The sequence below is a fragment of the Sphingomonas sp. SDUR79 genome (assembly GCF_056821745.1).
This window is the reverse complement of sequence record NZ_JBPDIN010000001.1, coordinates 2,108,049-2,130,989: the sequence shown is the minus strand read 5'-3', so window position 1 is coordinate 2,130,989 and position 22,941 is coordinate 2,108,049. Positions and strand designations below refer to the sequence as shown.

22 protein-coding genes are annotated in these 22,941 nt (G+C 65.6%); 10 read left to right on the top strand and 12 right to left on the bottom strand.

Annotation, left to right across the window (positions count from 1 at the left end; all coding sequences use genetic code 11):
- Nucleotides 1–88: 88 nt before the first annotated feature.
- Nucleotides 89–472, top strand: coding sequence for a GtrA family protein (locus tag ACRYLO_RS10575; protein WP_482661721.1), 384 nt, complete (start codon nt 89–91; stop codon nt 470–472).
- A gap of 1 nt (nt 473) precedes the next feature.
- Complete coding sequence (locus ACRYLO_RS10570; RefSeq protein ID WP_482660116.1) at nt 474–1,202, top strand: class I SAM-dependent methyltransferase; 729 nt, start codon at nt 474–476, stop codon at nt 1,200–1,202.
- Here ACRYLO_RS10570 and ACRYLO_RS10565 read toward each other — a convergent pair.
- Genes ACRYLO_RS10565 through ACRYLO_RS10555 form a run of 3 tightly spaced genes read right to left on the bottom strand, consistent with a single transcriptional unit; the run spans nt 1,177 to nt 4,831 of the window.
- The gene (locus ACRYLO_RS10565) at nt 1,177–2,277 is read right to left on the bottom strand and encodes a tetratricopeptide repeat protein (RefSeq protein ID WP_482660115.1); all 1,101 of its coding nucleotides are present in this window, start codon (nt 2,275–2,277) and stop codon (nt 1,177–1,179) included. The genes ACRYLO_RS10570 and ACRYLO_RS10565 overlap by 26 nt on opposite strands.
- Before the next feature lie 29 nt (nt 2,278–2,306).
- Nucleotides 2,307–3,740, bottom strand: a complete 1,434-nt coding sequence (gene dacB / locus ACRYLO_RS10560; protein ID WP_482660114.1) for a D-alanyl-D-alanine carboxypeptidase/D-alanyl-D-alanine endopeptidase — start codon at nt 3,738–3,740, stop codon at nt 2,307–2,309.
- A gap of 5 nt (nt 3,741–3,745) precedes the next feature.
- Nucleotides 3,746–4,831 (bottom strand): glycosyltransferase family 2 protein, encoded by a 1,086-nt coding sequence (locus ACRYLO_RS10555; RefSeq protein WP_482660113.1) that lies wholly within the window; start codon nt 4,829–4,831, stop codon nt 3,746–3,748.
- 282 nt (nt 4,832–5,113) lie between these two features.
- Here ACRYLO_RS10555 and ACRYLO_RS10550 point away from each other — a divergent pair, with 282 nt between their 5' ends.
- Nucleotides 5,114–6,145, top strand: coding sequence for a helix-turn-helix transcriptional regulator (locus ACRYLO_RS10550; RefSeq protein WP_482660112.1), 1,032 nt, complete (start codon nt 5,114–5,116; stop codon nt 6,143–6,145).
- Here the strand turns inward: ACRYLO_RS10550 and ACRYLO_RS10545 are convergent.
- From ACRYLO_RS10545 to ACRYLO_RS10535, 3 genes are all read right to left on the bottom strand, one after another.
- On the bottom strand, nt 6,129–6,755 hold the full coding sequence (locus ACRYLO_RS10545; RefSeq protein WP_482660111.1) for a hypothetical protein: 627 nt from the start codon (nt 6,753–6,755) through the stop codon (nt 6,129–6,131). The genes ACRYLO_RS10550 and ACRYLO_RS10545 overlap by 17 nt on opposite strands.
- A 116-nt stretch (nt 6,756–6,871) precedes the next feature.
- Nucleotides 6,872–8,959 (bottom strand): RelA/SpoT family protein, encoded by a 2,088-nt coding sequence (locus ACRYLO_RS10540; RefSeq protein ID WP_294018729.1) that lies wholly within the window; start codon nt 8,957–8,959, stop codon nt 6,872–6,874.
- Between the two features lie 112 nt (nt 8,960–9,071).
- Nucleotides 9,072–9,374, bottom strand: coding sequence for a CC_3452 family protein (locus tag ACRYLO_RS10535; protein ID WP_482660110.1), 303 nt, complete (start codon nt 9,372–9,374; stop codon nt 9,072–9,074).
- A gap of 145 nt (nt 9,375–9,519) precedes the next feature.
- Here ACRYLO_RS10535 and ACRYLO_RS10530 point away from each other — a divergent pair, with 145 nt between their 5' ends.
- Entirely contained in the window at nt 9,520–10,014 is a 495-nt protein-coding gene (locus ACRYLO_RS10530; RefSeq protein WP_482660109.1) for a winged helix-turn-helix transcriptional regulator, read from the top strand.
- Here the strand turns inward: ACRYLO_RS10530 and ACRYLO_RS10525 are convergent, their stop codons facing one another.
- Entirely contained in the window at nt 10,015–11,790 is a 1,776-nt protein-coding gene (locus ACRYLO_RS10525; RefSeq protein WP_482660108.1) for a sensor domain-containing diguanylate cyclase, read from the bottom strand.
- A gap of 72 nt (nt 11,791–11,862) precedes the next feature.
- Nucleotides 11,863–12,279, bottom strand: coding sequence for an acyl-CoA thioesterase (locus ACRYLO_RS10520; RefSeq protein WP_482660107.1), 417 nt, complete (start codon nt 12,277–12,279; stop codon nt 11,863–11,865).
- A gap of 168 nt (nt 12,280–12,447) precedes the next feature.
- On the opposite strand from ACRYLO_RS10520, the gene ACRYLO_RS10515 reads away from it, so the two are divergent.
- The gene (locus ACRYLO_RS10515; RefSeq protein WP_482660106.1) at nt 12,448–13,032 is read left to right on the top strand and encodes an outer membrane beta-barrel protein; all 585 of its coding nucleotides are present in this window, start codon (nt 12,448–12,450) and stop codon (nt 13,030–13,032) included.
- Nucleotides 13,033–13,089: 57 nt separating this feature from the next.
- On the opposite strand, the gene ACRYLO_RS10510 is transcribed toward ACRYLO_RS10515, so the two are convergent.
- Nucleotides 13,090–14,295, bottom strand: coding sequence for an LL-diaminopimelate aminotransferase (locus ACRYLO_RS10510; RefSeq protein ID WP_482661720.1), 1,206 nt, complete (start codon nt 14,293–14,295; stop codon nt 13,090–13,092).
- A 304-nt stretch (nt 14,296–14,599) separates the two neighbouring features.
- Between ACRYLO_RS10510 and ACRYLO_RS10505 the strand changes: the two genes are divergently transcribed.
- The 3 genes from ACRYLO_RS10505 (at nt 14,600) to clpS (ending at nt 17,659) form a co-directional block, all read left to right on the top strand.
- Complete coding sequence (locus ACRYLO_RS10505) at nt 14,600–16,312, top strand: PHA/PHB synthase family protein (RefSeq protein ID WP_482661719.1); 1,713 nt, start codon at nt 14,600–14,602, stop codon at nt 16,310–16,312.
- Nucleotides 16,313–16,402: 90 nt separating this feature from the next.
- Nucleotides 16,403–17,146, top strand: coding sequence for a phasin family protein (locus ACRYLO_RS10500; protein WP_482660105.1), 744 nt, complete (start codon nt 16,403–16,405; stop codon nt 17,144–17,146).
- A 171-nt stretch (nt 17,147–17,317) separates the two neighbouring features.
- Nucleotides 17,318–17,659: an ATP-dependent Clp protease adapter ClpS gene (gene clpS / locus ACRYLO_RS10495; RefSeq protein WP_482661718.1), complete on the top strand. Its 342-nt coding sequence runs from the start codon at nt 17,318–17,320 to the stop codon at nt 17,657–17,659.
- 4 nt (nt 17,660–17,663) lie between these two features.
- On the opposite strand, the gene ACRYLO_RS10490 is transcribed toward clpS, so the two are convergent.
- Nucleotides 17,664–18,140, bottom strand: a complete 477-nt coding sequence (locus ACRYLO_RS10490) for a protein tyrosine phosphatase family protein (RefSeq protein WP_482660104.1) — start codon at nt 18,138–18,140, stop codon at nt 17,664–17,666.
- A 153-nt stretch (nt 18,141–18,293) separates the two neighbouring features.
- Nucleotides 18,294–19,028 (bottom strand): Crp/Fnr family transcriptional regulator, encoded by a 735-nt coding sequence (locus ACRYLO_RS10485; RefSeq protein ID WP_482660103.1) that lies wholly within the window; start codon nt 19,026–19,028, stop codon nt 18,294–18,296.
- Nucleotides 19,029–19,152: 124 nt separating this feature from the next.
- On the opposite strand from ACRYLO_RS10485, the gene murA reads away from it, so the two are divergent.
- Both murA and ACRYLO_RS10475 read left to right on the top strand, forming a co-directional pair.
- Nucleotides 19,153–20,436 carry a UDP-N-acetylglucosamine 1-carboxyvinyltransferase gene (gene murA, locus ACRYLO_RS10480; protein ID WP_482660102.1) on the top strand — a complete coding sequence of 428 codons (1,284 nt, stop codon included), beginning with the start codon at nt 19,153–19,155 and terminating at the stop codon, nt 20,434–20,436.
- A 215-nt stretch (nt 20,437–20,651) separates the two neighbouring features.
- Nucleotides 20,652–22,385: a bifunctional metallophosphatase/5'-nucleotidase gene (locus tag ACRYLO_RS10475; protein WP_482660101.1), complete on the top strand. Its 1,734-nt coding sequence runs from the start codon at nt 20,652–20,654 to the stop codon at nt 22,383–22,385.
- 43 nt (nt 22,386–22,428) lie between these two features.
- Here the strand turns inward: ACRYLO_RS10475 and nusB are convergent, their stop codons facing one another.
- Nucleotides 22,429–22,890 carry a transcription antitermination factor NusB gene (gene nusB, locus ACRYLO_RS10470; protein WP_482660100.1) on the bottom strand — a complete coding sequence of 154 codons (462 nt, stop codon included), beginning with the start codon at nt 22,888–22,890 and terminating at the stop codon, nt 22,429–22,431.
- Nucleotides 22,891–22,941: the final 51 nt, after the last annotated feature.

The following is a 22,941-nucleotide window of genomic DNA, read 5'->3' as shown; positions in this document are numbered from 1 at the left end:
GCGCGAGCATTAGGGCGGCGCGCGACTTCAGGGCAAGGCGGGCGTGGCTTCACTCAATCATCGACTGGACGATTTGCGGCGGAGCGGGATGCTGGGCCAGCTGATCCGTTTCGGCATCGCGGGGGGCATTTCCACCGTGATCTATTCCGCCGTCTATCTGCCGCTGACCTTTTGGGTATTTGCGCGCAAGGATGCGGTCTATGCCGTGCCCTTCGCCTTTGCCGTGGCGGTGACGGCGGGCTATTTCCTGCACAGCCGCTGGAGCTTCAAGGGTCATGGCACGCGTGATCCTGGCCCGCGACAAAAGGTGCAGTTCGTTGCCGTGCAGGGGTCGGGCGTCGCGTTGAACGCGATCATCACCTGGCTTGGCACGGCAGTGCTCGGTTATCCCGGATGGGTGCCGCTGTTACCCGCAGTCGGCCTCGCGACGATTTTTACCTTCATCCTCAATCGCTGGCTGGTATTCCGCTGATATGGACCGCATCGTTTACGACCGCATGGCCGAACATGATTCCACCCATTGGTGGTATGTGGCGCGCCGCGACATCCTCGCCGATTACATCGCGCGCTATGTTCAGCCGCCGAAGGGCGCGCGGATCCTGGAGATTGGGTGCGGCACCGGCCACAACCTGCCAATGCTCGGCGCATTCGGCACGGTCGATGCGATCGAGATCGACGAAGCGGCGCGCACCGTCGCCAGCGCACGGCTGGGCAAGGACGTCGGCACCGCGCCCCTGCCCGAGCTCACCGGGGTGGCTGAGGGGCAATATGATCTGATCGCGGTGCTCGACGTGGTCGAACATGTCGAGGACGACGTCGCGGCACTCGCCGGCATGGCGAAGCGGCTGAAGCCCGGCGGTAAGATCCTGATCACGGTCCCCGCGCATCAGTGGATGTGGAGCGCGCATGACGTGGTGAACCACCACAAGCGCCGCTATTCCAAGGCAACGCTGACCGCCGCGCTCGACAAGGCCGGCCTCAAATGGCGCAAGCTGCGCTGGTTCAACTCGCTGTTGTTCCCCGCAGCAGTCGCCGCGCGGGTCGCGGGCAAGCTGACCGGCAAGGACGACAGCGACGATTCGCCGCCGCCGAAGCTGCTCAACTGGGCGTTCGAGAAGATCTTCGGGCTGGAGCGCCATTTGCTCGGCCGCCTGCCGATGCCGCCCGGCCTGTCGATCATCGTGCTGGCCGAGCCGAAGTAACCGACAACCGCCACGCGACGCGGATGCTGGTCGCGAACACGGGGGCATAGCTGCGCAACTCATTGCTCGCCGCAGCGTCGAAGGTGCGGAAACGTGCCTGCGATGCCATTGCCCCCGCGATCGCGGCGCGCAGCCGGGTCCGCGCCTCCGCCTCGCGGCCTGGACGGGTGGCGAGCAGGTCGCCCAGGCTCCATTCGCCGACGATGCGGTCGCGATTGTCGGGCGGCAGGAAGCGCGCCTTGATCGCCACTGCCTGACGATAGCGCGCCTCGGCCTCGACCGGCATCCCGGCGGCGCGGTAATTGGCGGCGAGGCCGTTGAGCAAATTGGCGACATCGGGATGGTCCGCCCCCGATGCGGCGGTGAACATCCGCATCGCCTCGTTCAACAGATCGCGGCCCTGCGCCAGAAAGGCGCGCTTGCGCAGCGGATCGAGTCCGCCGTTCGCCTCCTGATCGCTCGGCGCGACGACCGAACGCGTCGCCCCGGCGCGGCGCCGGAACATCGGCGGGATCACCGTGGCGGTGGCCATGCGGTAGAAATTATTGCCGTGATTGTTGAGCAGGATGGCGAGGTCGGCATCGCCCTGCGCCCGCGCGATGACGATCGCCTCGCCGAACAACGGGTCGGCATCGAACGCCTTGCCCTGCGCCGCCAGCACCTCGGCCAGCGTATTGAGCGCCCACGCCAGCTCCATACCGCCCGCCGGCACCACCCCACGCTGAATATCGAGCGAGCGCCGCGCGAGTGCCTCCGCCTCGCCCAGTGCGCCGCGCGCCATCGATAGCGAGGCGAGTTGCCGCAGGCTGCGTGCAGTGTCGCCATGCTTCTCGCCGCGCTTCGCCAGCCGGATTTCGAATGCGCGCCGGTAAAAGGGTTCGGCATCGGCAAGCCGCAGCTGCATCGCCAGATTGTCCGCCAGCTTCTCCGCAGCATCCGCCGTCGCCACGGTGCCAGCGCTGCGGCGCTGCGCTTGTTCGTAGCTGGATCGGCGCGCGCGTTCGGCGTCGGCATAGCGACCGGCGGCTTCAAGCGAAGCCGCATCCTGAACAAGCATCATCGCGGCGAGCAGCATGGCCTATCCCCGGTCGGGGCGGCGTAGCCTCAGTTCGCCTCAGCGACCGCCACCAGCGCCGCGTCGATCATCGGCGTGCCCGACGCATCCCCCGGCACATCATTGGCATAGGCGGCGAAGGTGAGCAATTTCCCGCTCTTGGCGAGCATATAGCCAGCCAGCGCATTGGTCGCGTTGATCGACCCGGTCTTGGCGAAGATCCGCCCCTCCAGCGCCGTCCCCTTGAACCGCCGCGCCAGCGTGCCGTCGACACCGCCAACCGGCAACGTCTCGCGCCACGCCGCGCCCCAGGGCTGGCGCGCGATCCAGTCGAGCAGCGTCACCATGCCGCGCGGGGCGATGCGGTTATAGGTCGACATGCCCGACCCGTCGGAAAAGTCGAATGCGGTGCGCGGTGCCCCGGCGGCGGCGAACATCGCGGCGACACGCTGCTGCCCGTCGGCGACCGACCCGGTGCCGTCGATCAGGCCGGTGCGACGCAGCAGAAGTTCCGCGTGCAGGTTCTGGCTGACCTTGTTGATCGTGCGCACATCCTCCGCCAGCGGGGGCGGAGTTAGTGCGGCGACCCACACCGGTTCGGGTGGGCGCGGCGGCGGGGCGGTGCGCTTTGCCGGATCGTCGGTGGCGGAATCGAGCGTGCGATAGCGCGACGTCACCGTTCCGCTGACCTTCACGCCCCGCTCGCGCAGCATTGCTGCCAGCCGCCACGCCGCATAATGCGCCGGATCGTCGATGGCGAAGCGAAGCGTGCGTGGCGACGCATCGGCGGCGATCGTTCCGGTCAGGCGGATCGTTCGGTCGAATGGCAGCCGGTCGAACGCGATATCGGTCTTGCCGCCCTCCGCAACCGTCGCCACGCGATTGTCGATCGTCACATAGCCGAGATGATCCACCTTCGGTGCCGCACCGGGCTTGGCCGGTGTGACCGTCGCGACCAGCTCATTATCGTCGAGGCTGAGCGCGGCATTGGCGGTGCCCGAACGCGTCGGGATGTTGTTCCAGCTCATCCCCGCGCTCCAGCGCTCGTCGGGGAACAAGGTGGCGTCGCCGGTGATGTTGCGCACCCGGCGGATGCCTGCGGCGATGGCGTTGGCAAGCTGGCTCAGGCAATTGGTGACGCAGTCCGCTGCGCTCGACAGCCGGGCATCGCCGCGCCCGGTGAGAATCAGGTCCTTGCCCGCGACGCGGACAGCAGCGCCGCCGGTCGCATCGGGCGCGATCATCGCATCGGGCATGCTCCACCACGCGGCGGCGGTGGTCACGATCTTGGTGTTCGATGCCGGGATGAAGCGTTCGTCCGGGCGGATCGCGACAATCTCGCGCCCAGCGCCGTCGCCGACGAGCAGCCCGAACCGCGCTCCGGCCGGTGCCTTTGCGAACTCCGCTTCGACCCGGTCGCGCAGCGCCGGAGCGTCCTGCGCCAGAACCGGCGGCGCCAGCGCGAGCGCGACCAGGGCGAGCATGCCCCTCACAGCAGCGTGGGCGGCTCGGACTTGCGCCTTGGCGGCTTGGCCGGGGCCGAAGCAGGCTCTTCCAGATCCGCGCGCGGCGGCGCGAAGGGAGAAACGGTGACCTCGCCCGAATCCTGAAAGCGATAGCCAAGTGAGGCATGGCCCTTCACCGGACCCGCAACGTCCGCGACGAGGTAGAGCGGCCGCCGCTTCGATTCGACATAGAGCCGGCCGAGATATTCGCCGATCATGCCGAGCACGAACATCTGCACCGCGCCCAGGAACACGACCACCAGCATGGTCGAGGTCCAGCCCTGCACCGCATTGCCGAACAGCCAGCCGACGACGATGTAAAGGAACAGCAGCACCGACAGGCCGGTGAGCGCGAGGCCGACATGGCTGGCAAAGCGCAGCGGCGCGGTCGAGAAGCCGGTCACCGCGTCGAGCGCGAAGCGGACCATCTTGGCGAGCGGATATTTGGTCTCGCCCGCATGCCGCTCATGCCGGTCATAGACGAACGGTACCTGTCGGAAGCCGACCCAGGCGACCATGCCACGGATGAAGCGCGCCTGTTCGGGCAGCGACAGAAAGGCGTCGAGCGCACGGCGGCTCATCAGGCGGAAATCGCCGGTGTCGAGCGGGATCGGCGTGTCGGTGATCCGGTCGAGCATGCGGTAGAACAGCGCGGCGGTCGCCTTTTTGAAGAACGTCTCGCCATCGCGCTTTCGGCGCACGGCATAGACCACATCCGCACCCTGTTCGCGCATCGTCGCGCGCATGTCGGACAACAGCTCGGGCGGGTCCTGCAGGTCGGCGTCGATCACCAGGATCTCGTCGCCCGCGCACAGGTCGAGCCCGGCGGTCAGCGCGAGTTGATGCCCGTGATTGCGCGACAGATTGACCGCGACGAGATGCGGGTCGGCCGCCGACAGCCGCTGCATGACGGACCAGCTGCCGTCGCGCGATCCGTCATTGACCAGGACGACCTCATAATCGTCGCCAACCGCCGCGCGCGCCGCCGCCGACACGCGGGCGTGCAGCAGCTCGAGACAGCCTTCCTCATTGTAGCACGGCACGACGACCGAGAGCTTTGGACGTTGCATGGCGCGGTCTTAGCGCGCCGCGCGGCCCTCGTCATGCGGGATTTGTGGCGATCCGGTCGACACCCGAAACGCCCGGCGCGATGCGATCCGCGGGCCGATCTATGACCGCGATCTCGGCGTCAATCGCCACCAGAGTGTTCCCGGCGGCTGGGCCCATTGGCTGGACAACGCCAAGATGGCCCAGTCCGGATCAGCCCCCGGCGCAGCGGTCAGGACGCTGATGACGGGTGAGATCCCACTGGGGGCTGGCGTCGTCGGGCGGTTTGAGGCCAATGTCGCGCAATGGATTCCGGATGGATCTTCGATCTGGTCGTGCGGAGCATGGCAGCGGGCATCGCGCTGGCCAAGGTGGCGGCGCTGGCGCGCTCCGACGTTCTCCCGCCACGGGGGCGCGGGCTGGGTATTGCCGCATGCCTAGCCTTTGCGGCGCACGCGATGTTGCCCATCGCACGCCAGTTATGGCCGGAAGCGGTCGTCCTGCTGGCGGTGCCGACGCTGGCGGCTCCATTGCTCTACTGGATGCTTGCGCGGATCATCCTTGTCGATGGCTGGCGCGTGCGGCTCTGGCATTGGGCGCTGCTGATCGTGCTTGAGGCGATCGGACTTGTCCTCGTGCTCGGACTGGCGGGCCGGGGCAGCGCCATGGCCGCGATCGTCGGGCTTGTGCTGCGCGGACTGGCGCTTGTGCTGGTCGTCGACGCACTGCAAGCCGCGTGGCGGGGCTATCGCGATGATCTGATCGACGCGCGTCGCCGCCTTCGCGCCGCGCTTGTCCTGGCCGGCCCGCTTGCGATCGCGCTGCTGCTGTTCGCACCCATGCTGCCCGTTGCTGAGCGCCCCTCGATCCTGTTGCGCGTCGAATCGGCCCTAATATTGGGCTTCGCGCTCGTCGTGGCATCGCTCGTTTTGCGCGTGGAGGCGGTGATCGCGCCACCGCAGCCTGCGCTGCGGCCCGCTGCCGATGCGCCGGACGCAGCCGAATTGGCTCGGGTCAAGCAAGCAATGGCAGCAGAACCCTGGCGCGACAGCGACCTCAGCCTCGACCGTTTCGCCGCGTTGGCCGGTATCCCGGTTTATCGCCTGCGCCGCCTGATCAGTCGTGAGCTGGGCCACCGCAACTTCCCGGCTTTCGTCAATGCCGCGCGGCTGGACGCGATCGCGCTTCAGCTGGCAAATCCGGAATGCGCGCGCACGCCGATCCTGACCCTGGCGCTGGACCATGGATTCGGATCGATCGGGCCATTTAATCGCGCATTCCGGGAGCGGTTCGGTGTGACACCGACCGTCTATCGCGAAGCTAACGGCGGAAGCTGACGCCGACAAACGGCCCCCGTCCGTCCCACCCAGGGTTGTAGCTGCCATCCTTGCCGCCATTGGAGATATGCGCGCCCTGCCAGCCCGCCTCGATCGACAAGTGCCGCGATACCGCGACGCTTGCCCCTGCTCCCCAGCGCAGGAACCCGTTCACGCTGGTGCCGCCTGCGGGGAAGGGCTTGCCGAACGTGTACAGGAACTCGATCGACCCTTCGGCGAACGGGGTCACCGGCCCGATTCGCAGCGGCGCAATTCGCACCACGCCACCCGCAGTGACGCCCGACGCATTGCTGGCTCGCGGTGCTTGTCCAGGACTGCGCAGTTCGCCCTGCGCAACAAGGAATCCCCCGGTCGCACTCAGGGTCACGCCGAGCGGCAGCTGCCAATCGTGATAGATGTTCAGCGTCGCAATATCGATGTCGCGCTCCTGCCCGAACAGCGCACGGCGCTGCGGCATTAGATATTGCGCGCGCACCCGCAGGTTGCGCGCGACGCCGCCATCGGCTGCAGGCTCGGCGCGCGGGGCCTGATCTGGCTCGATGGGTGGTGCCGGGGCAGGCACGGCAGGGGCGAGAGAAAGCGCGACGCAACATAGTGGAACAGAGAGCATGACATCCTCTTTCAGACTGAGAGAATGCCGCACCTAACCGGGCCGCTACCCGGGTCTCGCCGATCGCTGCAATCGGCTGAAACGTGCACGTTTCAGCCATGTTTTGTCGAAAACGGCTATACCCGCTCCGCCGAACTCACCGCATCCGCTGCCCTCAATGCCGCGATCAGCTTCATCAGATGTGCCGCGTCGCGCACTTCCAGATCGATCAGATTCGTGTGGAAGGTCGTGTCGCGCGTATCGAAGCGGATGTTGAGGATGTTCGCCTTGTGCTGGCCGAGCAATGTCGCGACCGCGCCGAGCGCGCCGGGTTCGTTCTTCAGCGTCACCGCGATCCGCGCGGTGCCGCCCTCGGCCTTGTCGCCCCAGCCGATATCGACCCAGTCCTGATCCTCGACCGCGTCGAGCTTGGCGCAGCTGATCTGGTGGATTTCGATCGGCGCATCGGGGTGGCGCACGCCGACAATGCGGTCGCCGGGGACCGGGTGGCAGCAGGCGGCGAGGGTGAAGGCGACGCCGGGGGTCAGGCCCTTGATCGAAATCGGTACGCGCTGGACGGGCATCAGCGCTGCCTCATCCTCCGTCGATCCGGGCATCAGCGCTTCCATCACCTGCGCGTCGGTGACCTTTTGCCGCGCGATCGCCTCCATTAGCGCGTCGGCATCGTCGAGCTTGAGGCGGGTGAGCGCAGCGCCCAGCGCCTCCTCCCCGATCGGCACGGGCAGGCGGCCGACGATGTCGTCATAGAGTTTGCGGCCGAGCGCGATCGACTCGTCGCGCTCCTTGTGGCGCAGGTGACGGCGGATCGCGGCGCGCGCCTTGCCGGTGATCGCGAAATTGAGCCAGTTATCCTGCGGCCGCTGCGCCTTGGATCGCAGGATCGCGACCTGATCGCCCTGCGCGATTTCGGTGCGCAGCGGGACGACGCGGCCATTGATCTTCGCGCCAACCGCCTGATCGCCAAGATCGGTGTGCACGGCATAGGCAAAGTCGATCGGCGTCGCGCCCTTGGGCAGCTGGATCAGCTCACCCTTGGGGGTAAAGGCGAAGATGCGATCCTGATACATCGCCATCTTGGTATGTTCGAGCAGCTCCTCGGGGCTTTCGGCCTGTTCGAGGATGTCGACGAGGTCACGGATCCAGCTGACCTGGGTGTCGGGGCGCACCGCATTCTGCTTGTACGACCAGTGCGCGGCGAGGCCGTGTTCGGCCTGGCTGTGCATTTCGCGCGTGCGGATCTGGATTTCGACGCGGGTGTCGCCGGCATGGATGATGCTGGTGTGCAGCGAGCGATAGCCGTTGCGCTTGGGCGTCGAGATATAATCCTTGAACCGCCCCGGCACCATCGGCCAGCGGCGATGGATGATGCCGAGCGCGCGGTAACATTCCTCTTCGGTGCCGACGATCGCCCGGAACGCCATGATGTCGGACAGCTGTTCGAAGCTGACGTGCCGCTCCGACATCTTTTTCCAGATCGAATAGGGGTGTTTCTCACGCCCCGAAATCTCTGCTTCGACCCCGCCGCGCGACAGCAGCAATTTGAGGCCGGAGCCGATCTTGGCGATGCGGTCCTCGCCCTCGACGGTTAGTGCCGCGAGCCGCTTGGTAATCGATTCATGCGCTTCCGGCTCGAGCTGCTGGAAGGCGAGCGTCTGCATCTCTTTCATGAACTCGTACATGCCGATCCGCTCGGCGAGCGGGGCATAGATGTCCATCGTCTCGCGCGCGATCCGCCGCCGTTTCTCGGGCTTTGCGATATGGTGCAGCGTGCGCATATTGTGCAGCCGGTCGGCGAGTTTGACCAGCAGCACGCGGATATCGTCGGACATGGCGAGCAGGAATTTGCGCAGATTCTCCGCCGCACGCTCGCTTTCGGTCTGCGCCTCGATCTTGGACAGCTTGGTCACGCCATCCACGAGCCGCGCGACGCTCGGCCCGAACTTGGCGAGGATTTCCTCGGGCGTCGCGACCGTATCCTCGATCGTGTCGTGCAGGATCGCGGTCGCGATCGTCTCGTCGTCGAGGTGCAGATCGGTCAATATGCCCGCCACCTCGATCGGATGGCTGAAATAGGGGTCGCCGCTGGCGCGCTTCTGGCTGCCATGCGCGTGCATCGAAAACACATAGGCGCGGTTCAACAGCGCTTCATTGGCTTCGGGGTCGTAGGACAGGACCCGGTCGACGAGTTCATATTGACGCAGCACGGTGTGAATGTGGGGGGGGATGCTGCTGCTTTGCAACAGGATTCACACAAAACGGGCACCGGCGCTGGCCGATGCCCGTTTTACTGTTGCGTCGAAGTGACGGCTGTGTGGCTTACTTGGCGCGCGCGTTGCAGGCGGCCAGTGCCTCGGCGTCGAAATTGGTGCCACCGACCGTGAAGGTGGTCAGGGCGCCGACACGCTGCACCACGCGCTCGCACATTACCTTGTCGCTCATCGTCGACTTGGGCGCTGCGCAGGTGCCGTCCTTGCACTTCCAGACGGTGGTCTGGGTGATGAAGCTGGCCTTCTTCGGCGCCTCGGTCGGAGTGGCGGTGTAATGGCCGGACTGGGCCAGAGCGGGGGTCGCGGCGCTGAGGCAGAGCGCAACAGCGGCGATCGGGGCGAAGCGGATCATGATACTCTCCCTGGGGTGCACTGCAACAAAGGTTGCGAATCGCTACTTACTCCCATAGGTATTCAGTTGCAACGAGAAACTGTTGCTGCACCGCAAGGAACTTATCGCGTTGTGCAGCGGTGAAATTAAGGTAGATTTGCCGGTCATGGGTCACACTGGACTGCGAGAACCGCTGCGACAACTCGCCACCAATTGCAGCCTTCCGGCGGCGCTGGAGGCGATGGGAGAGCGCTGGTCCTTCCTGATCCTGCGCGCCGCGTTCAACGGCCTCTATCATTTCGAGGAGTTCCAGTCGGAGCTCGGGATCGCGCGCAACATTCTCGCCAACCGGCTCGCGCGGCTGGTCGATCATGGCATTTTGGCGCGACAGACCTGTGACGATGATCGCCGCAAGGTCGAATATCGCCTCACCGAAAAGGGCTTTGCGCTGCTGCCGACCATGGTTGCACTGCGGCAATGGGGCGAGCGCTGGGAGACTGGGACGCTCGCCACGCCGGTGCTGGTCGATGCGCGCGACCATCGCCGCATCGCCCCGGTGCAGGTGCGGAGCCATGACGGACGCGTGCTCGGCAAGCATGATCTGCTATGGTCGCTGCCCGAGGATGTGGTGGGCGACGGGTCGGTCGAGGCTGCCGAGTAATCAGGCCGCCGCGAGTTCACTGCGATTGCGGCCACGCGATTTTGCGCGATACAGCGCGGCATCGGCGACGCGGAACACTTCGTCCGACGACAGGTCCGGGCGGATCGGTGCGACGCCGGCGCTGACGGTGATGGTGAATGTCGCGTCGCCGGCGTGAATGCGCGCGTCCTGAAGCGAATTGCGTACCCGCTCGCATGCGGCCATTGCGGCGGCGGTGGACAGGCCGGGGAACAGCACCGCAAATTCCTCCCCGCCCAGCCGCCCGATGACGTCCTCGACCCGCAGATGGGCGCGCAGCACATCGGCGAAATGGAGCAGGGCGGCGTCGCCTGCATCATGGCCATGCCCGTCATTGACCTGCTTGAAATGGTCAAGGTCGAACAGCGCCAGCGTACCGGGGCGGTCGGGGGTGTCGGTGCGGAACCGGTCGATGCGGTCCTGAAACGCGCGGCGGTTGAGCACGCCGGTCATCGGATCGGTGTTGGCCTGACGCAGCAGATCGGCTTCGCGCGCCTTGCGGTGGCTGACTTCGCGCATCACCGTGACGACGCTCAGCACTGCCCTGTCGGCATCGCGGACGGCGCGGGCGGTGGTTTCGAACCAGCGGATGCCGCCGGTCGCAGTATGGCCGCGAAATTCGAAGCGATGGACTGTCTCCGGCTCGGCCATGACCCGGCGATAGGCTTCGCGTACCCGCTCACGATCGACTTCGTGGACCAGCTGCGCCGGGCTTCTTCCGATGATCGTCTCGGGGGCATGGCCGGTCACCTCACGCATTGACGGGGAGGCGAACCGCACCGCGCCCTGCGGGTCGAGCGTCAGCACGACGTCGGACACATGGTCGCTGATCAGCCGGTAGCGCGCTTCGCTCACCGCAACCGACGCGGCGAGGCGCTGGTTCTGGGCGATCATTGTCGCAAATGGGACCGCGATCAGGAACAGAACCGCCAGGTAGAATTGAAAGAATTGCAACCGGAACGCTTCGGTGCCGTCGATCATCTGCAGCGGGCCCGTCCCCGCCACGGTGAAGCCCGCGCCGATCAGCGCAATCGCAAAGACGCCCAGCGTCGCGCCGGCAACCCGGAACGCCATGGTGGCGGCGATCAGCGGGAGGATCGGCACGAACAAGAGCGGCAGGCGCGTCTGCGCGAAACTCAGGCTGGTTACGGCGATCATCAGCAACGCGATGCCGAAAAAACGCGGCAGTGCGGCTGGCCCCGAAAACCGGTCGCGATAGGTGGTTCCGGCCAGCGCGAGCAGCGCGATCGGCGTGCCGATCAGCGCGCCGAGCCCATGGCCGATGCCCCAGCTCATCCACACCACCCACGGGTCCGCCCCATGATACAGTGCAAGCGCCGCTGCGGGAATGACTCCGCTGGCGAGCGGTGCGATGACCCCGGCGGTCGCGACGAACACCCCCAGCGCGCGGAGCGAGAGAAACAGGCGCGCGTCGACGTTGAACCGTCGCAGCAATGCCCAGGCGATCAGCGTCTCGGCGATATTGGCGACGCCGAACAGCGGGGCGAGCGGGATGTAGGGCGACACCGCAACCGATGCTGCGACCGATGCGGCGAAACAACTGGCGACATGCAGCGGGCGCTCGGTCGCCGGGCGCGTGAGCAGCGCCGCGATCAGCACGGCATTGGCGATCCACAACAGTGCGACATTGCCGCTGAGGATGGTGAACGCGATCGCCGCCGCCGCGCACAGGAAATAGACGATCGCCACCGCGGCGACGACCAACAGATCGGTTCGAAACAGGCTGCTGCGGCGCATGTCCGGACGCTAGTCCGCGCCGGTTAACAGCGCGTTTCCCGCGACCCCGGTTGATCGCGTATCGCAGGCGTTTCAGTCGGTTGGCAGCATCCGCGCGCCGACTGTCGCCGGGATCGGCGCCGACCGTCCGGTGTCCAGATCGACATTGACATGGACCAGTTCGATTACCGTGTGCAGCGCACCTGTATCGGCATGGACCAGGTCGATCAGGCTGGTGATGCTCGACGTTCCGATGCGCGCCGTGCGGACATAGGCGTCGAACGTGTCGTCATAGCGGAACGGTGCCTTGTAATCGACCGTGGCGCGGGCGACGTGAAACTCCATCGTGCGCCATTCGGGCAGTTCGGCCAGCGCCAGCCAGCGCCAATATTCGCTGAGCGCAACATCGGCATATTCCAGGTAGCGGGAGTTGAACACGACCTTCTGGCCGTCAATTTCGGCATAACGCACGCGCAGCCGATGGGAGAAGATGAAGCCGGGTCGGGTCATGTCGTTGCAGTGGCGCAACACTGTCCCGAATTCAATCGCAGACACCGGCTTCGCACCAAATTCAAATGGACGGTGAAGTCCCGCCGCAATATCCGCGACGCGCCTGCCGAATCAAACACTTATGGCAGGTGTTTTAGGCCATTCCGGCCGCCAATATTGGGGGGAATTATGAAGAAGCTTCTGGTCGCTGCGGCGGCTTTGTCATGCGTGCCCGGCATCGCCTTCGCACAGGACGAGCAATCGGCAGGCAATTTGTTCGACGGTGCCCGTATCGAGGCGCGTCTCGGCTACGAAACCCCGACCGTCAGCGGCGACGGCGACATCTACAAGATCGGCAGCGCGGTATCCTATGGCGCCGAGATCGGCTTCGACCTCGCGGTCAGCAACAAGGTCACCGTCGGCCCGTTCGTGAATTATGAATTTTCGGGCGTCGAATTGTGCGACGGTCCCGACTGCCTCAAGGTCAAGGGCAATCTGGCGGCAGGCGGTCGCGTTGGCGTCGAGCTGAGCCCGACCACCGCGCTCTATGGCAAGCTTGGCTATGCCTCGCTGACGATTGAGGCGAGCAGCGGCGCGCTCGCGGCGAGCGACAGCAAGGGTGGCGTTTACGGCGCGCTGGGTGTCGAGATCGCGGTCACCAAGAACGCCTATATCAACGTTGAGGGCGCTTACGCCGATTTCGGTGACTTCTACGGCACCGGCTTCAACCTGCAGCGCCGTCAGGCGTCGGTCGGGTTCGGCTTCCGCTTCTGACCCATTTGGATCGGCAACGGAAAAGGGGCGCTCCACCCGGGGCGCCCCTTTTTGCGCTCAGGCCGATTTCGCGCCGGTGTTGACGCCCATCGACTGGAGGTATTTCTTCACATTGCGCGCGGCCTGACGCAGCCGCTGTTCATTCTCGACCATCGCGATGCGCACGAACCCTTCGCCATTCTCGCCATAGCCGACGCCCGGCGCGACCGCGACCTTGGCATGGGTCAGCAGCTGCTTGGAAAACTCAAGACTGCCAAGATGCGCGAGTGCGGGCGGAAGCGGGGCCCAGGCAAACATCGACGCGGGCGGGGGCGGGATGTCCCACCCGGCGCGGCCAAAGCTTTCGACCAGCACGTCGCGGCGCTTGTGATAGAGCTGGCGGTTCTTCTCGACGATATCCTGCGGGCCGTTGAGCGCGGCGCAGGCAGCGGCCTGAATCGGAGTGAAGGCACCATAATCCAGGTACGACTTCACCCGCGTCATCGCCGCGATCAGCTGTTTGTTGCCGACCGCAAAGCCCATGCGCCAGCCGGCCATCGAATAGGTCTTGGACAGCGACGTGAACTCGATCGCGATGTCCTTCGCGCCCGGCACCTGCAGGATCGAGACCGTCGGCTTGCCGTCGAAATACAGCTCCGAATAGGCAAGGTCGGACAGGATCCACACCTTGTTCTCCTTCGCCCACGCCACCAGCCGCTCGTAGAAAGCGAGGTCGACCGTCTCCGCCGTCGGGTTGGACGGATAGTTCACGACCAATATGCTCGGGCGCGGCACGGTAAAGGCGATCGCGCGCTCAAGGCTTTCGAAATAGGCCTCATTGGGCGTTGTCGGCACCGCGCGGATCGTGGCGCCAGCGAGGATGAAGCCGAAGGTGTGGATCGGATAGCTGGGGTTCGGCGCGAGCACGACATCGCCCGGCGCGGTGATCGCAGTGGCGAGGCTGGCCAGCCCCTCCTTCGATCCCATCGTCACCACGACTTCGGTATCCGGGTCGATATCGACCCCAAAGCGGCGGCCATAATAATTCGCCTGGGCGCGGCGCAGGCCGGGAATGCCCTTGGACTGCGAATAGCCATGTGCATCGGGCTTGCGCGCGACTTCGATCAGCTTTTCGATGACATGGTCGGGCGGAGGCAGGTCGGGATTGCCCATGCCCAGGTCGATAATGTCCTCTCCGCCCGCGCGCGCCGCGGCCCGCATCGCGTTGACTTCGGCGATGACATAGGGGGGCAGGCGCTTCATGCGGTAGAATTCTTCGGACATCGTCTTGGGTTCCGGCTCCTCGGGGTGGTGCGCGACGCGCGATGCCTCGTTATACAGGGGGCAGGGCGGCAAGCCAGAGGAGAGGCGCGTGGCGACGGCAAAGAAAAAGACGACGACCGCAAAGACGAAAGCTGAGCCGACCGACGCGACGACCGCCAAGCCCAAGCGGGCGGCCAAGCCAAAGGCTGCGGCCGCACCCAAGCCCGATGCTGCGACCGAGCCCAAGCCGAAACGGTCGCCCCAGCCCAAGCCCAAGGCGGCCAAGGCACCCAAGCCCGAGGCCACGACCGCAGCCGCGCCGGCGCTGGAGGATCTTCAGCACTGGACCTGGGTGTTCGGGCGCGCGCAGCAGATGATGATGGAGCAGGGGCTGGATTTCACCGGACAGATGCCAACGATGCCGCAGCTGCCCGCAATGCCGATGGTGCCGCCGGTCGATCCCGCCGCCGCAATGCGCGCGGGCGCGGAATTCTGGGCGGACACCATGACCTTGTGGCAGCGCTTCCTTGATCCCGCCAAGGCGCCGAAGTTCGAGGAAACCCCCGAACAGGCGCGCGACAAAAGGTTCAAGGCGCCGCAATGGCGCGAACAGCCGGTGTTCGACTTCATCCGCCAGAGCTACCTCACCCTGTCCGGCCACCTGCTCAAGGGCGTCGACCAGATCGAAGGGCTGACCCCGAAGCAGAAGGATCAGCTGCGCTTTGCGACGCAGGGGTTCATCGACGCGATGAGCCCGAGCAACTTTCCCGCGACCAACCCGCTGGTGCTCGAACGGACAATCGAGACCAAGGGCGAGAATCTGCTCAAGGGCCTCGCGCATATCCTCAACGACCTGTCCAAGGGGCAGATGACTCAGACGGTCGAGGGTGCGTTCGCAGTGGGCGAAAACATCGCGACCACACCGGGCCGGGTGGTCAAGCGCACCCCGCTCTATGAGCTGATCCAATATTCGCCGACGACCGACACGGTGTTCGAAACGCCGCTGGTCATCTTTCCGCCGTGGATCAACCGCTTCTACATCCTCGATCTGACGCCGGAGAAGAGCTTTATCCGCTGGGCGGTGGAGCAGGGGCTGACGGTGTTCGTCGTGTCGTGGAAATCGGCCGATGCCAGCATGGCCGATGTGGTGTGGGACGATTATGTCGAGCGCGGGCAGATCGACGCGATCGACGCCATCCGCGACCTGCTGGGCGTCGAGAGCGTTCACGCGATCGGCTATTGCGTCGCGGGCACGACGCTCGCCGCGACGCTGGCGGTGCTCGCCGCGCGGGGCGACGCGGCGAAGGTCAAGAGCGCGACCTTCTTCACCGCACAGGTCGATTTCAGCGAGGCCGGCGACCTCAACGTCTTCGTCGATGACGAGCAGCTGGCGCTGATCCAGTCGCTGACCAGCGATGGCTTCCTCGACGGGCGCTACATGGCCGCGACCTTCAACCTGCTGCGCGGGCGCGATCTGATCTGGAATTATGTCACCAGCAATTATCTGCTGGGTGAGGAATATACCCCGTTCGACCTGCTCCACTGGAATTCGGACGTCACCAACCTGCCGGCGAAGTGGCATGCCAGCTATCTGTCCGACCTGTATCGCGACAATCTGCTGATCCAGCCGGGGGCGCTGGCGATCGGGGGGACGCCGATCGACCTGACCCGCGTGACCACGCCTGCCTATGTTCAGGCGGGGCGTGAGGATCATATCGCCCCGCCGCGTAGCGTGTGGAAGCTGACCGGACATCTCGCCGGGCCGATCCGCTTCGTGCTCGCCGGATCGGGGCATATTGCGGGCGTCGTCAATCCGCCGGCATCGGGCAAATATCAGTACTGGATCAACGAGGCAGGCGCAGCAAATCTTGACGATTTTGTTGCAGGTGCAGTCGAGACCAAGGGCAGCTGGTGGCCCGACTGGATCACGTGGATCGAGGCGCTCGACGACAGGCGCGTGCCAGCAAAAAAATCCAGAATTCCCAAGGTAGATGAGGAACTTGGCGCGGCGCCAGGGCGTTACGTTCGAACCCGCTAAATTTTTTGTGCACTGCACAATAAGCCTCTTGAAACACGGCCATCATCGACGTATATGCTGCATTGCAATAATCGCAGCGAGGACGTCGATATGGCCAGCAAGGGTCCGCGTACCGGGGCGAAAAAGCCGGTAGCCAAAGCACCGGCCGCGAAGGCCGCACCCAAGGTTGCCGCAGCGGCGGCTGCGGTGATCGAAGCGAAGCCCGAACCCGTCGTGGAGCCGGTCGTCGAGGCCGTTGCCGCGGCGGTCGAACCGATCGCTGAAGTGGCCGAGCCGATGATCGAAGAGATTGTCGAACCGGCCATCGAAACTGTCGCGGAAACCGTCGAAACGGTCGCCGCACCTGTAACCGAGATTATCGAAGAGACCGCCCCCCAGATGGCGGACACCGCAAGCAAGGGAATCTATACCATGGAAGCCATTGAAAAGAGCCAGGCGATGTTCGCCGAACTGAACGACAAGGCGAAGGCCGCTGTCGAAAAGAACACCAAGCTGGTCGGCGAAATGACCGACCTGGCCAAGGGCAATGTCGAAGCGCTGGTCGAGAGCGGCAAGATCGCTGCCAAGGGCTTTGAGACCATGGGTCAGGACGCCGCCGAATATAGCCGCAAGCAGTTCGAGCAGGCGACCGCCACCATGAAGAGCCTGGCCGCCGTCAAGTCGCCGGCCGATTTCTTCAAGCTGCAGAGCGACTATGTCCGCACCGCGTTCGATTCGATGGTCGCCGAGACCTCGAAGAACACCGAAGCGTTCATCAAGCTTGCCGGCGACGCCGCGCAGCCTGTCTCGAACCGCGTCGCGGTCGCGATGGAGAAGATCAAGACCGCGGCCTGATCAGGCACCGGTCCGGATCGGACAGATAGAGGGCGGTCGCCAGGTGCGGCCGCCCTTTTTTCGTATTCGGTTGCAATGAAATGCGGCCCCCGGGCCGCTCCCCCCTTGCCCTCGACTCACCGCTGCCATATTTTCGCAAGTCTCATGACAGCGCTGCGCACCACGACCCCGATGGCTCCGATCACGATGGGCGATCCCGATCGCGACGATGACGAAGGCACCGGCACCGGTGTCGTCACCCGCACGCGCGCCAAGACCAAGAAGCCGACGCCCTACCGCGTGCTGATGCTCAATGACGATTACACGCCGATGGAATTCGTCGTGCTGGTGCTGCAGCGCTTCTTCAAGATGGACATGGAAGAGGCGACCCGCGTGATGCTGCAGGTGCATCAGCGCGGCGTCGGCGTATGCGGCGTGTTCAGCTATGAGGTCGCGGAGACCAAGGTCGCGCAGGTCCTCGACTTCGCCCGGCAGAACCAGCACCCGCTGCAGTGCACGCTGGAAAAGGCGTAGCGGGTCAGTAATCCCGCCCGCGATAGCGGTGGTCCGCCCCCTCGGCCGGCGTATCGCCGATGAATGCGGCCCACACGCCGGCAGGTTGCCATACCGACTCCAGCTCCGCACGCGCAGCATTTTCGCCGATCGCATCGCGGCGATAGCGGTAGAAAAAGGCTGAGACGCGCGCGTTGACGATGCAATGGACATGGACCGTCCGTCCCGCCGCCTGTGCCGCGGCCATCGCGGCGGCAAAGGCGGCGTAATCGCCCTCGGTCGGTGCGGCGAAATCGACCGGGATATAGGTATAGCGCATCCCCAGTGCTGCGACGCTGGCACCCTCGTCGGGCAATGCCTGCACATGCGCATGCGGGCCGAGATTGATGATCTCGCTCACGCCCAGTGCGGCAATTTCGGCGAGCTGTGCCTCGGACGGCTGGCCCGAACTGGTCAGCGCGGGGCCAAGACGGCGCCAGTTCAGGATCGCAGGTTCGGTCATGCGGTCAGCCTAGCACGCCGATACGGATTGTGCACCGCGCCCGAACCTTCCCCGTCGCCCCGGGCTTGACCCGGGGCTGGGCTGTTCCTTGGCACCGGTGAGAAAGAAGAAGCCCGGTCCCGGCACAAGGCCGGGACGACGAAAAGGGTCGTCTCAGCGCGGCTCCGGCAGCCAGCTGAGATCCAGCCCCTCATAGCGGTTCACATAATTCGCCGCGCGCGCCATCGCCGCTTCGTCGATCAGCGTGACCCGGCCCGATTCGCGCCCGATCATCCCTTCTTCCTCCAACTGGCGCAGCATGCGGTTGACATGGACCGAGGTCAGGCCGGTCGCGTCGCCAATCTCTTCCTGCGTCAGGCCGAGGTTGAAGGCCTTGGCGATCGTCTTGTCGGTCCCGCGCAGCCGGTTGCGCATTTCGAGCAACAGTGCGGCGACGCGCGCCTTGGCCGACGTCCGCCCCAGGGCGGCGAGTCGGTCGGTGAGCGCCACCCGCTCGATCTGGCACAGCACCAGGATCAGCGCGGACAGGCGCGGGTGCGCGACACACAGCGCGCTGAACGCTTGGCGATCGAACGGACAGACCACGCAATCGGACAGCGCGCACAGGGTTTCGGGCGATTCGCGATAGATGATGCCGGAAATGCCCAGCACATCGCCGGGGAAGTGAAAGCGCAGAATCTGGCGGCTGCCATCGTCGAGCAGGACATAGCTCATCACCAGTCCCTTGCGCAGAATATACAGCTCATCGGCCGATTCATTCTCGCGCAACAGGATCGCGCCACGCCGGATATGGCGTTGCCGTTCCTCCAGCCGTTCGAGCGCGGCCCGTTCTCCCGGCACGAGCGTAACCAGCTCGCCCAGGATCTCCGCGAAACAACTCCCTGACACTCTGTCTCTTCCCCCAACTTCCTCCTGCAAAGCAGCCCTGAAAAATCAGCGCATTAAAGTCGATCAAGCCGCGTAACGGTTGGCCGCACTTGCGCGCGCCCTTTCACGCGATAGAAGCCCCTCAATGGACCGTATTCTCATCCGCGGCGGAAACCGCCTATCCGGTAATATTGCTATATCCGGCGCGAAGAACGCCGCGTTGACGCTGATGCCGTGCGCGCTGTTAACCGACGAGCCGCTGACGCTGCGCAATCTGCCGCGTCTCGCCGATGCCGACAGTTTCGGGCATCTGCTCAATGAACTTGGCGCTTCGACCGCGATCGAAGGGACGCGGCCCAGCGATTTCGGTCGCGTGCTCACCGTGCGTGCTTCGCGTCTGACCTCCACCGTCGCACCCTATGACATCGTGCGCAAGATGCGCGCGTCGATCCTGGTGCTCGGCCCGCTGCTGGGCCGCGAAGGCGTGGCGACGGTCTCGCTGCCCGGCGGCTGCGCGATCGGCAACCGTCCGATCGACCTTCACTTGAAGGCGCTGGAGGCGATGGGCGCGGAGATCGAGCTCGCGGCGGGTTATGTGAAGGCGACCGCTCCCGGCGGGCGCTTGCCCGGCGGCAACTATCGTTTCCCGGTGGTGTCGGTCGGCGCAACCGAAAATGCGGTGATGGCGGCATCGACCGCGCGCGGCACGACGGTGCTCGACAATGCCGCGCGCGAGCCGGAGATTGTCGATCTGTGCAACCTGCTGGTCGCAATGGGCGCGTCGATCCATGGCATCGGTACCGAGACGCTGACGATCGAGGGTCGCGACCGGCTGCACGGCGCGACCTATGCCGTGATGCCCGACCGGATCGAGGCGGGCAGCTATGCCTGTGCCGCAGCGATCACCGGTGGCGATGTGGTGCTGGAAGGGGCCAGGGCCGATGACATGCGCGCGACGCTCGACGCGCTGATCGAGGCTGGCGTGACGATCGAGGAAAAGGCGAACGGCATCCGCGTCGCCGCTGACGGCCCGCTCAAGCCGATCACCCTGTCGACCGCGCCCTATCCGGGTTTTGCCACCGACATGCAGGCACAGTTCATGGCTATGCTGTGCAAGGCCGATGGCGCCAGCGTGCTGACCGAGACGATTTTCGAAAACCGCTACATGCACGTGCCCGAACTGGCGCGCATGGGTGCCGACATCACCGTCAGCGGGCGCACCGCCGTGGTGCGCGGCGTCGACCGCATGGTCGGGGCGCCGGTGATGGCGACCGACCTGCGCGCATCGATGAGCCTGATCCTCGCCGGCCTCGTTGCCGAGGGCGAGACCCAGGTCAGCCGCATCTACCACCTCGACCGCGGCTATGAGCGGCTCGAGGAAAAGCTGCAGGGCGTGGGCGCGGACATCGAACGCGTCGGCGACGGCTAGGGCTGGTCGGAAAACCTGATCCTCCCCCGCCAGGGGGAGGTGGCGCCGCAGGCGACGGAGGGGGAGGACGGCAATGTCCTCCCCCTTCTTGCGTCACCGGTTCCTCCCCCTCCGTCAGCTGGGCTGCCACCCCCCCTTGCGGGGGAGGATAGAGATCGCGGATGCGCGAGGTTGCTGATACCGGATCAGCGAGAACGACTCGCCGGGAGAATGACATGCGCAGAATCGTTGGACTACTCGCCGTGCTGGCGCTGGGCGGTTGCGCGGCGCAGCGAGCCGAGACGCCGGCCGCGCCGGTCAGCGTGCGGATCATCGCGTTCAACGATTTCCACGGCGCGCTCGAAACCCCGGCATGGCCGATCGCCGTCCAGGCGGCGGACGGCACGACGGTCAAGGTGCCCGCGGGGGGCGGGGCCTATTTCGCCTCGGCGGTAAAAGCGCTCAAGGCGGGCAACCCCAACAACGTCGTGGTCGCGGCGGGCGATCTGACCAGCGCCAGCCCGCTCGTCTCCTCGCTGTTCCTCGACGAACCGACGGTCAAGGCGCTGAGCATGGCGGGCCTTGAGTTCAATGCCGCCGGCAACCACGAATTCGATCGCGGGACCAAGGAGTTGCTGCGCCTCCAGCAGGGCGGGTGCGACAAGAACGCGGTCGCGCAGCCATGCCAGCTCGAACCCTTCAAGGGCGCGTCCTACACCTATCTCGCCGGGAACACGCTGGATGCATCGGGCAAGAGCCTGATGCCCGCGACCGGCCTCAAGACATTCGGTAAGGGGCGCAGCAAGATCACTATCGGCTTTATCGGTCTGACCACGCGGATGACCGGCACCTATGTCGATCCGGCGGGGATCACCGGCTACCGCTTCGCCGATGAGGCGGAGACCGCGAACAAGCTGATCCCGCAGCTCAAGGCACAGGGCGCCGACGCGATCGTCATGATGGTGCATGAGGGCGGCTATCCCGCGCGGTCGGACCAGCCGAACCAGTGCGAAGGGCTGTCGGGGCCGATCCTCGACATCATGGAGCGGCTGGACCCCGGTATCGACGTGATCGTCTCTGGCCACACCCACCGCGCCTATGTCTGTGATTACTCCGCGACCAATCCCGCCAAGCCGGTGCTGCTGACCAGCGCGGGCAATAATGGCGTGATGCTGACCGGCATCGACCTCAGCTTCGATCCCGTCACGCGCAAGGTGTCGGCGCGATCGGCGCGGCAGGTGATCGTGCAGGGCGATGGCGCGGTCAGCGCCAGCGGCCCGGTCAAGGCCAACCCGGCATTCCCGACCTATCCCGCCGACCCGGCGGTTGCAGCGCATGTCGCGCGCTACGCCGCCGCCGCTGCCCCGCTCGCCCGCCGCCCGGTGGGGAAGGCATCCGCGCCGATCCTGCGCGACGAGGATAGCAAACTGCGCGAATCGCCGCTCGGCTTGCTGATCGCGGATTCGCAGCTCGCTGCGACGCGCAAGGACGGGGCGCAGATCGCGCTGATGAACCCTGGCGGCGTCCGCGCCTCGATCACGCCGGCAGCCGACGGCACGGTCACCTATGGCGACCTCTATACGACCCAGCCCTTCGGCAATAACCTGCAGGTGCGCGAGTACACCGGTGCGCAGCTGCTGGCAGTGCTCGAGCAGCAATTCACCGACGCCGATGGGCCGACGCTGCTGTTCCCGTCCGGGCTGACCTATAGCTATGACCGCTCGAAGCCGGAGGGCCAGCGGATCATCACACCATTGGTGCAGGGCAAGCCGCTCGATCCGGCGGCGACCTATCGCGTGGCGATGAACGGCTTTCTGGCCGGGGGCGGTGACGGATTTACGGCGCTCAAGGTCGGGCGGATCGTCGCGGGCGGCGTGCTGGATATCGACGCGCTGGAGGCGTGGTTCGCGCGGGGGCAGGTCGTGGAGCCGCCTGCGCTGGGCCGGGTGAAGAATGTGGGGCCGCAGTAAGCCTTCTTAGCCCCTCCCCTGAAGGGGAGGGGCTCAAGATCGTTCAGGCCCGCACCACCTTCGCAATCGCATCCAGCAGCCCGTTGACGAACCCCTTCTCGCGCCGGTCGTAGAATGCGTCGGTCACGTCGAGATACTCGCTGATCGCCGCGCCCACCGGCACGTCCTTGCGCGCCAGCAGCTCATAGGTCCCGGCGCGTAGGATCTGGCGCATCGGGCGGTCGAGCCGGTCAAAGCTCCAGTCCACCGCCAGCTTCGACGCGATCAGCGCGTCGATCTCGTCGCGCCGCGCGTCGACCCCCTTGACGATGTCGTCGAAGAACGTCGGATCAGCCTCGATATATTCGGCGTCCTCGATCGTCGCGCCCAGCCGGTGCTGGTGAAACTCGGTGAGCAGCTGGGGCAGGGGGGTCTTCTCCATCTCCTGCTGGTACAGCGCCTGCACGGCGGCAAGCCGCGCAGCGGCGCGGGCTTTGGATCGGGATTTGGCAGAGGGACTGGGCATAGATCAAATTCCGTTCGGGCCACGCGGCGCGCGGCCCTCTATGTGAAGGTC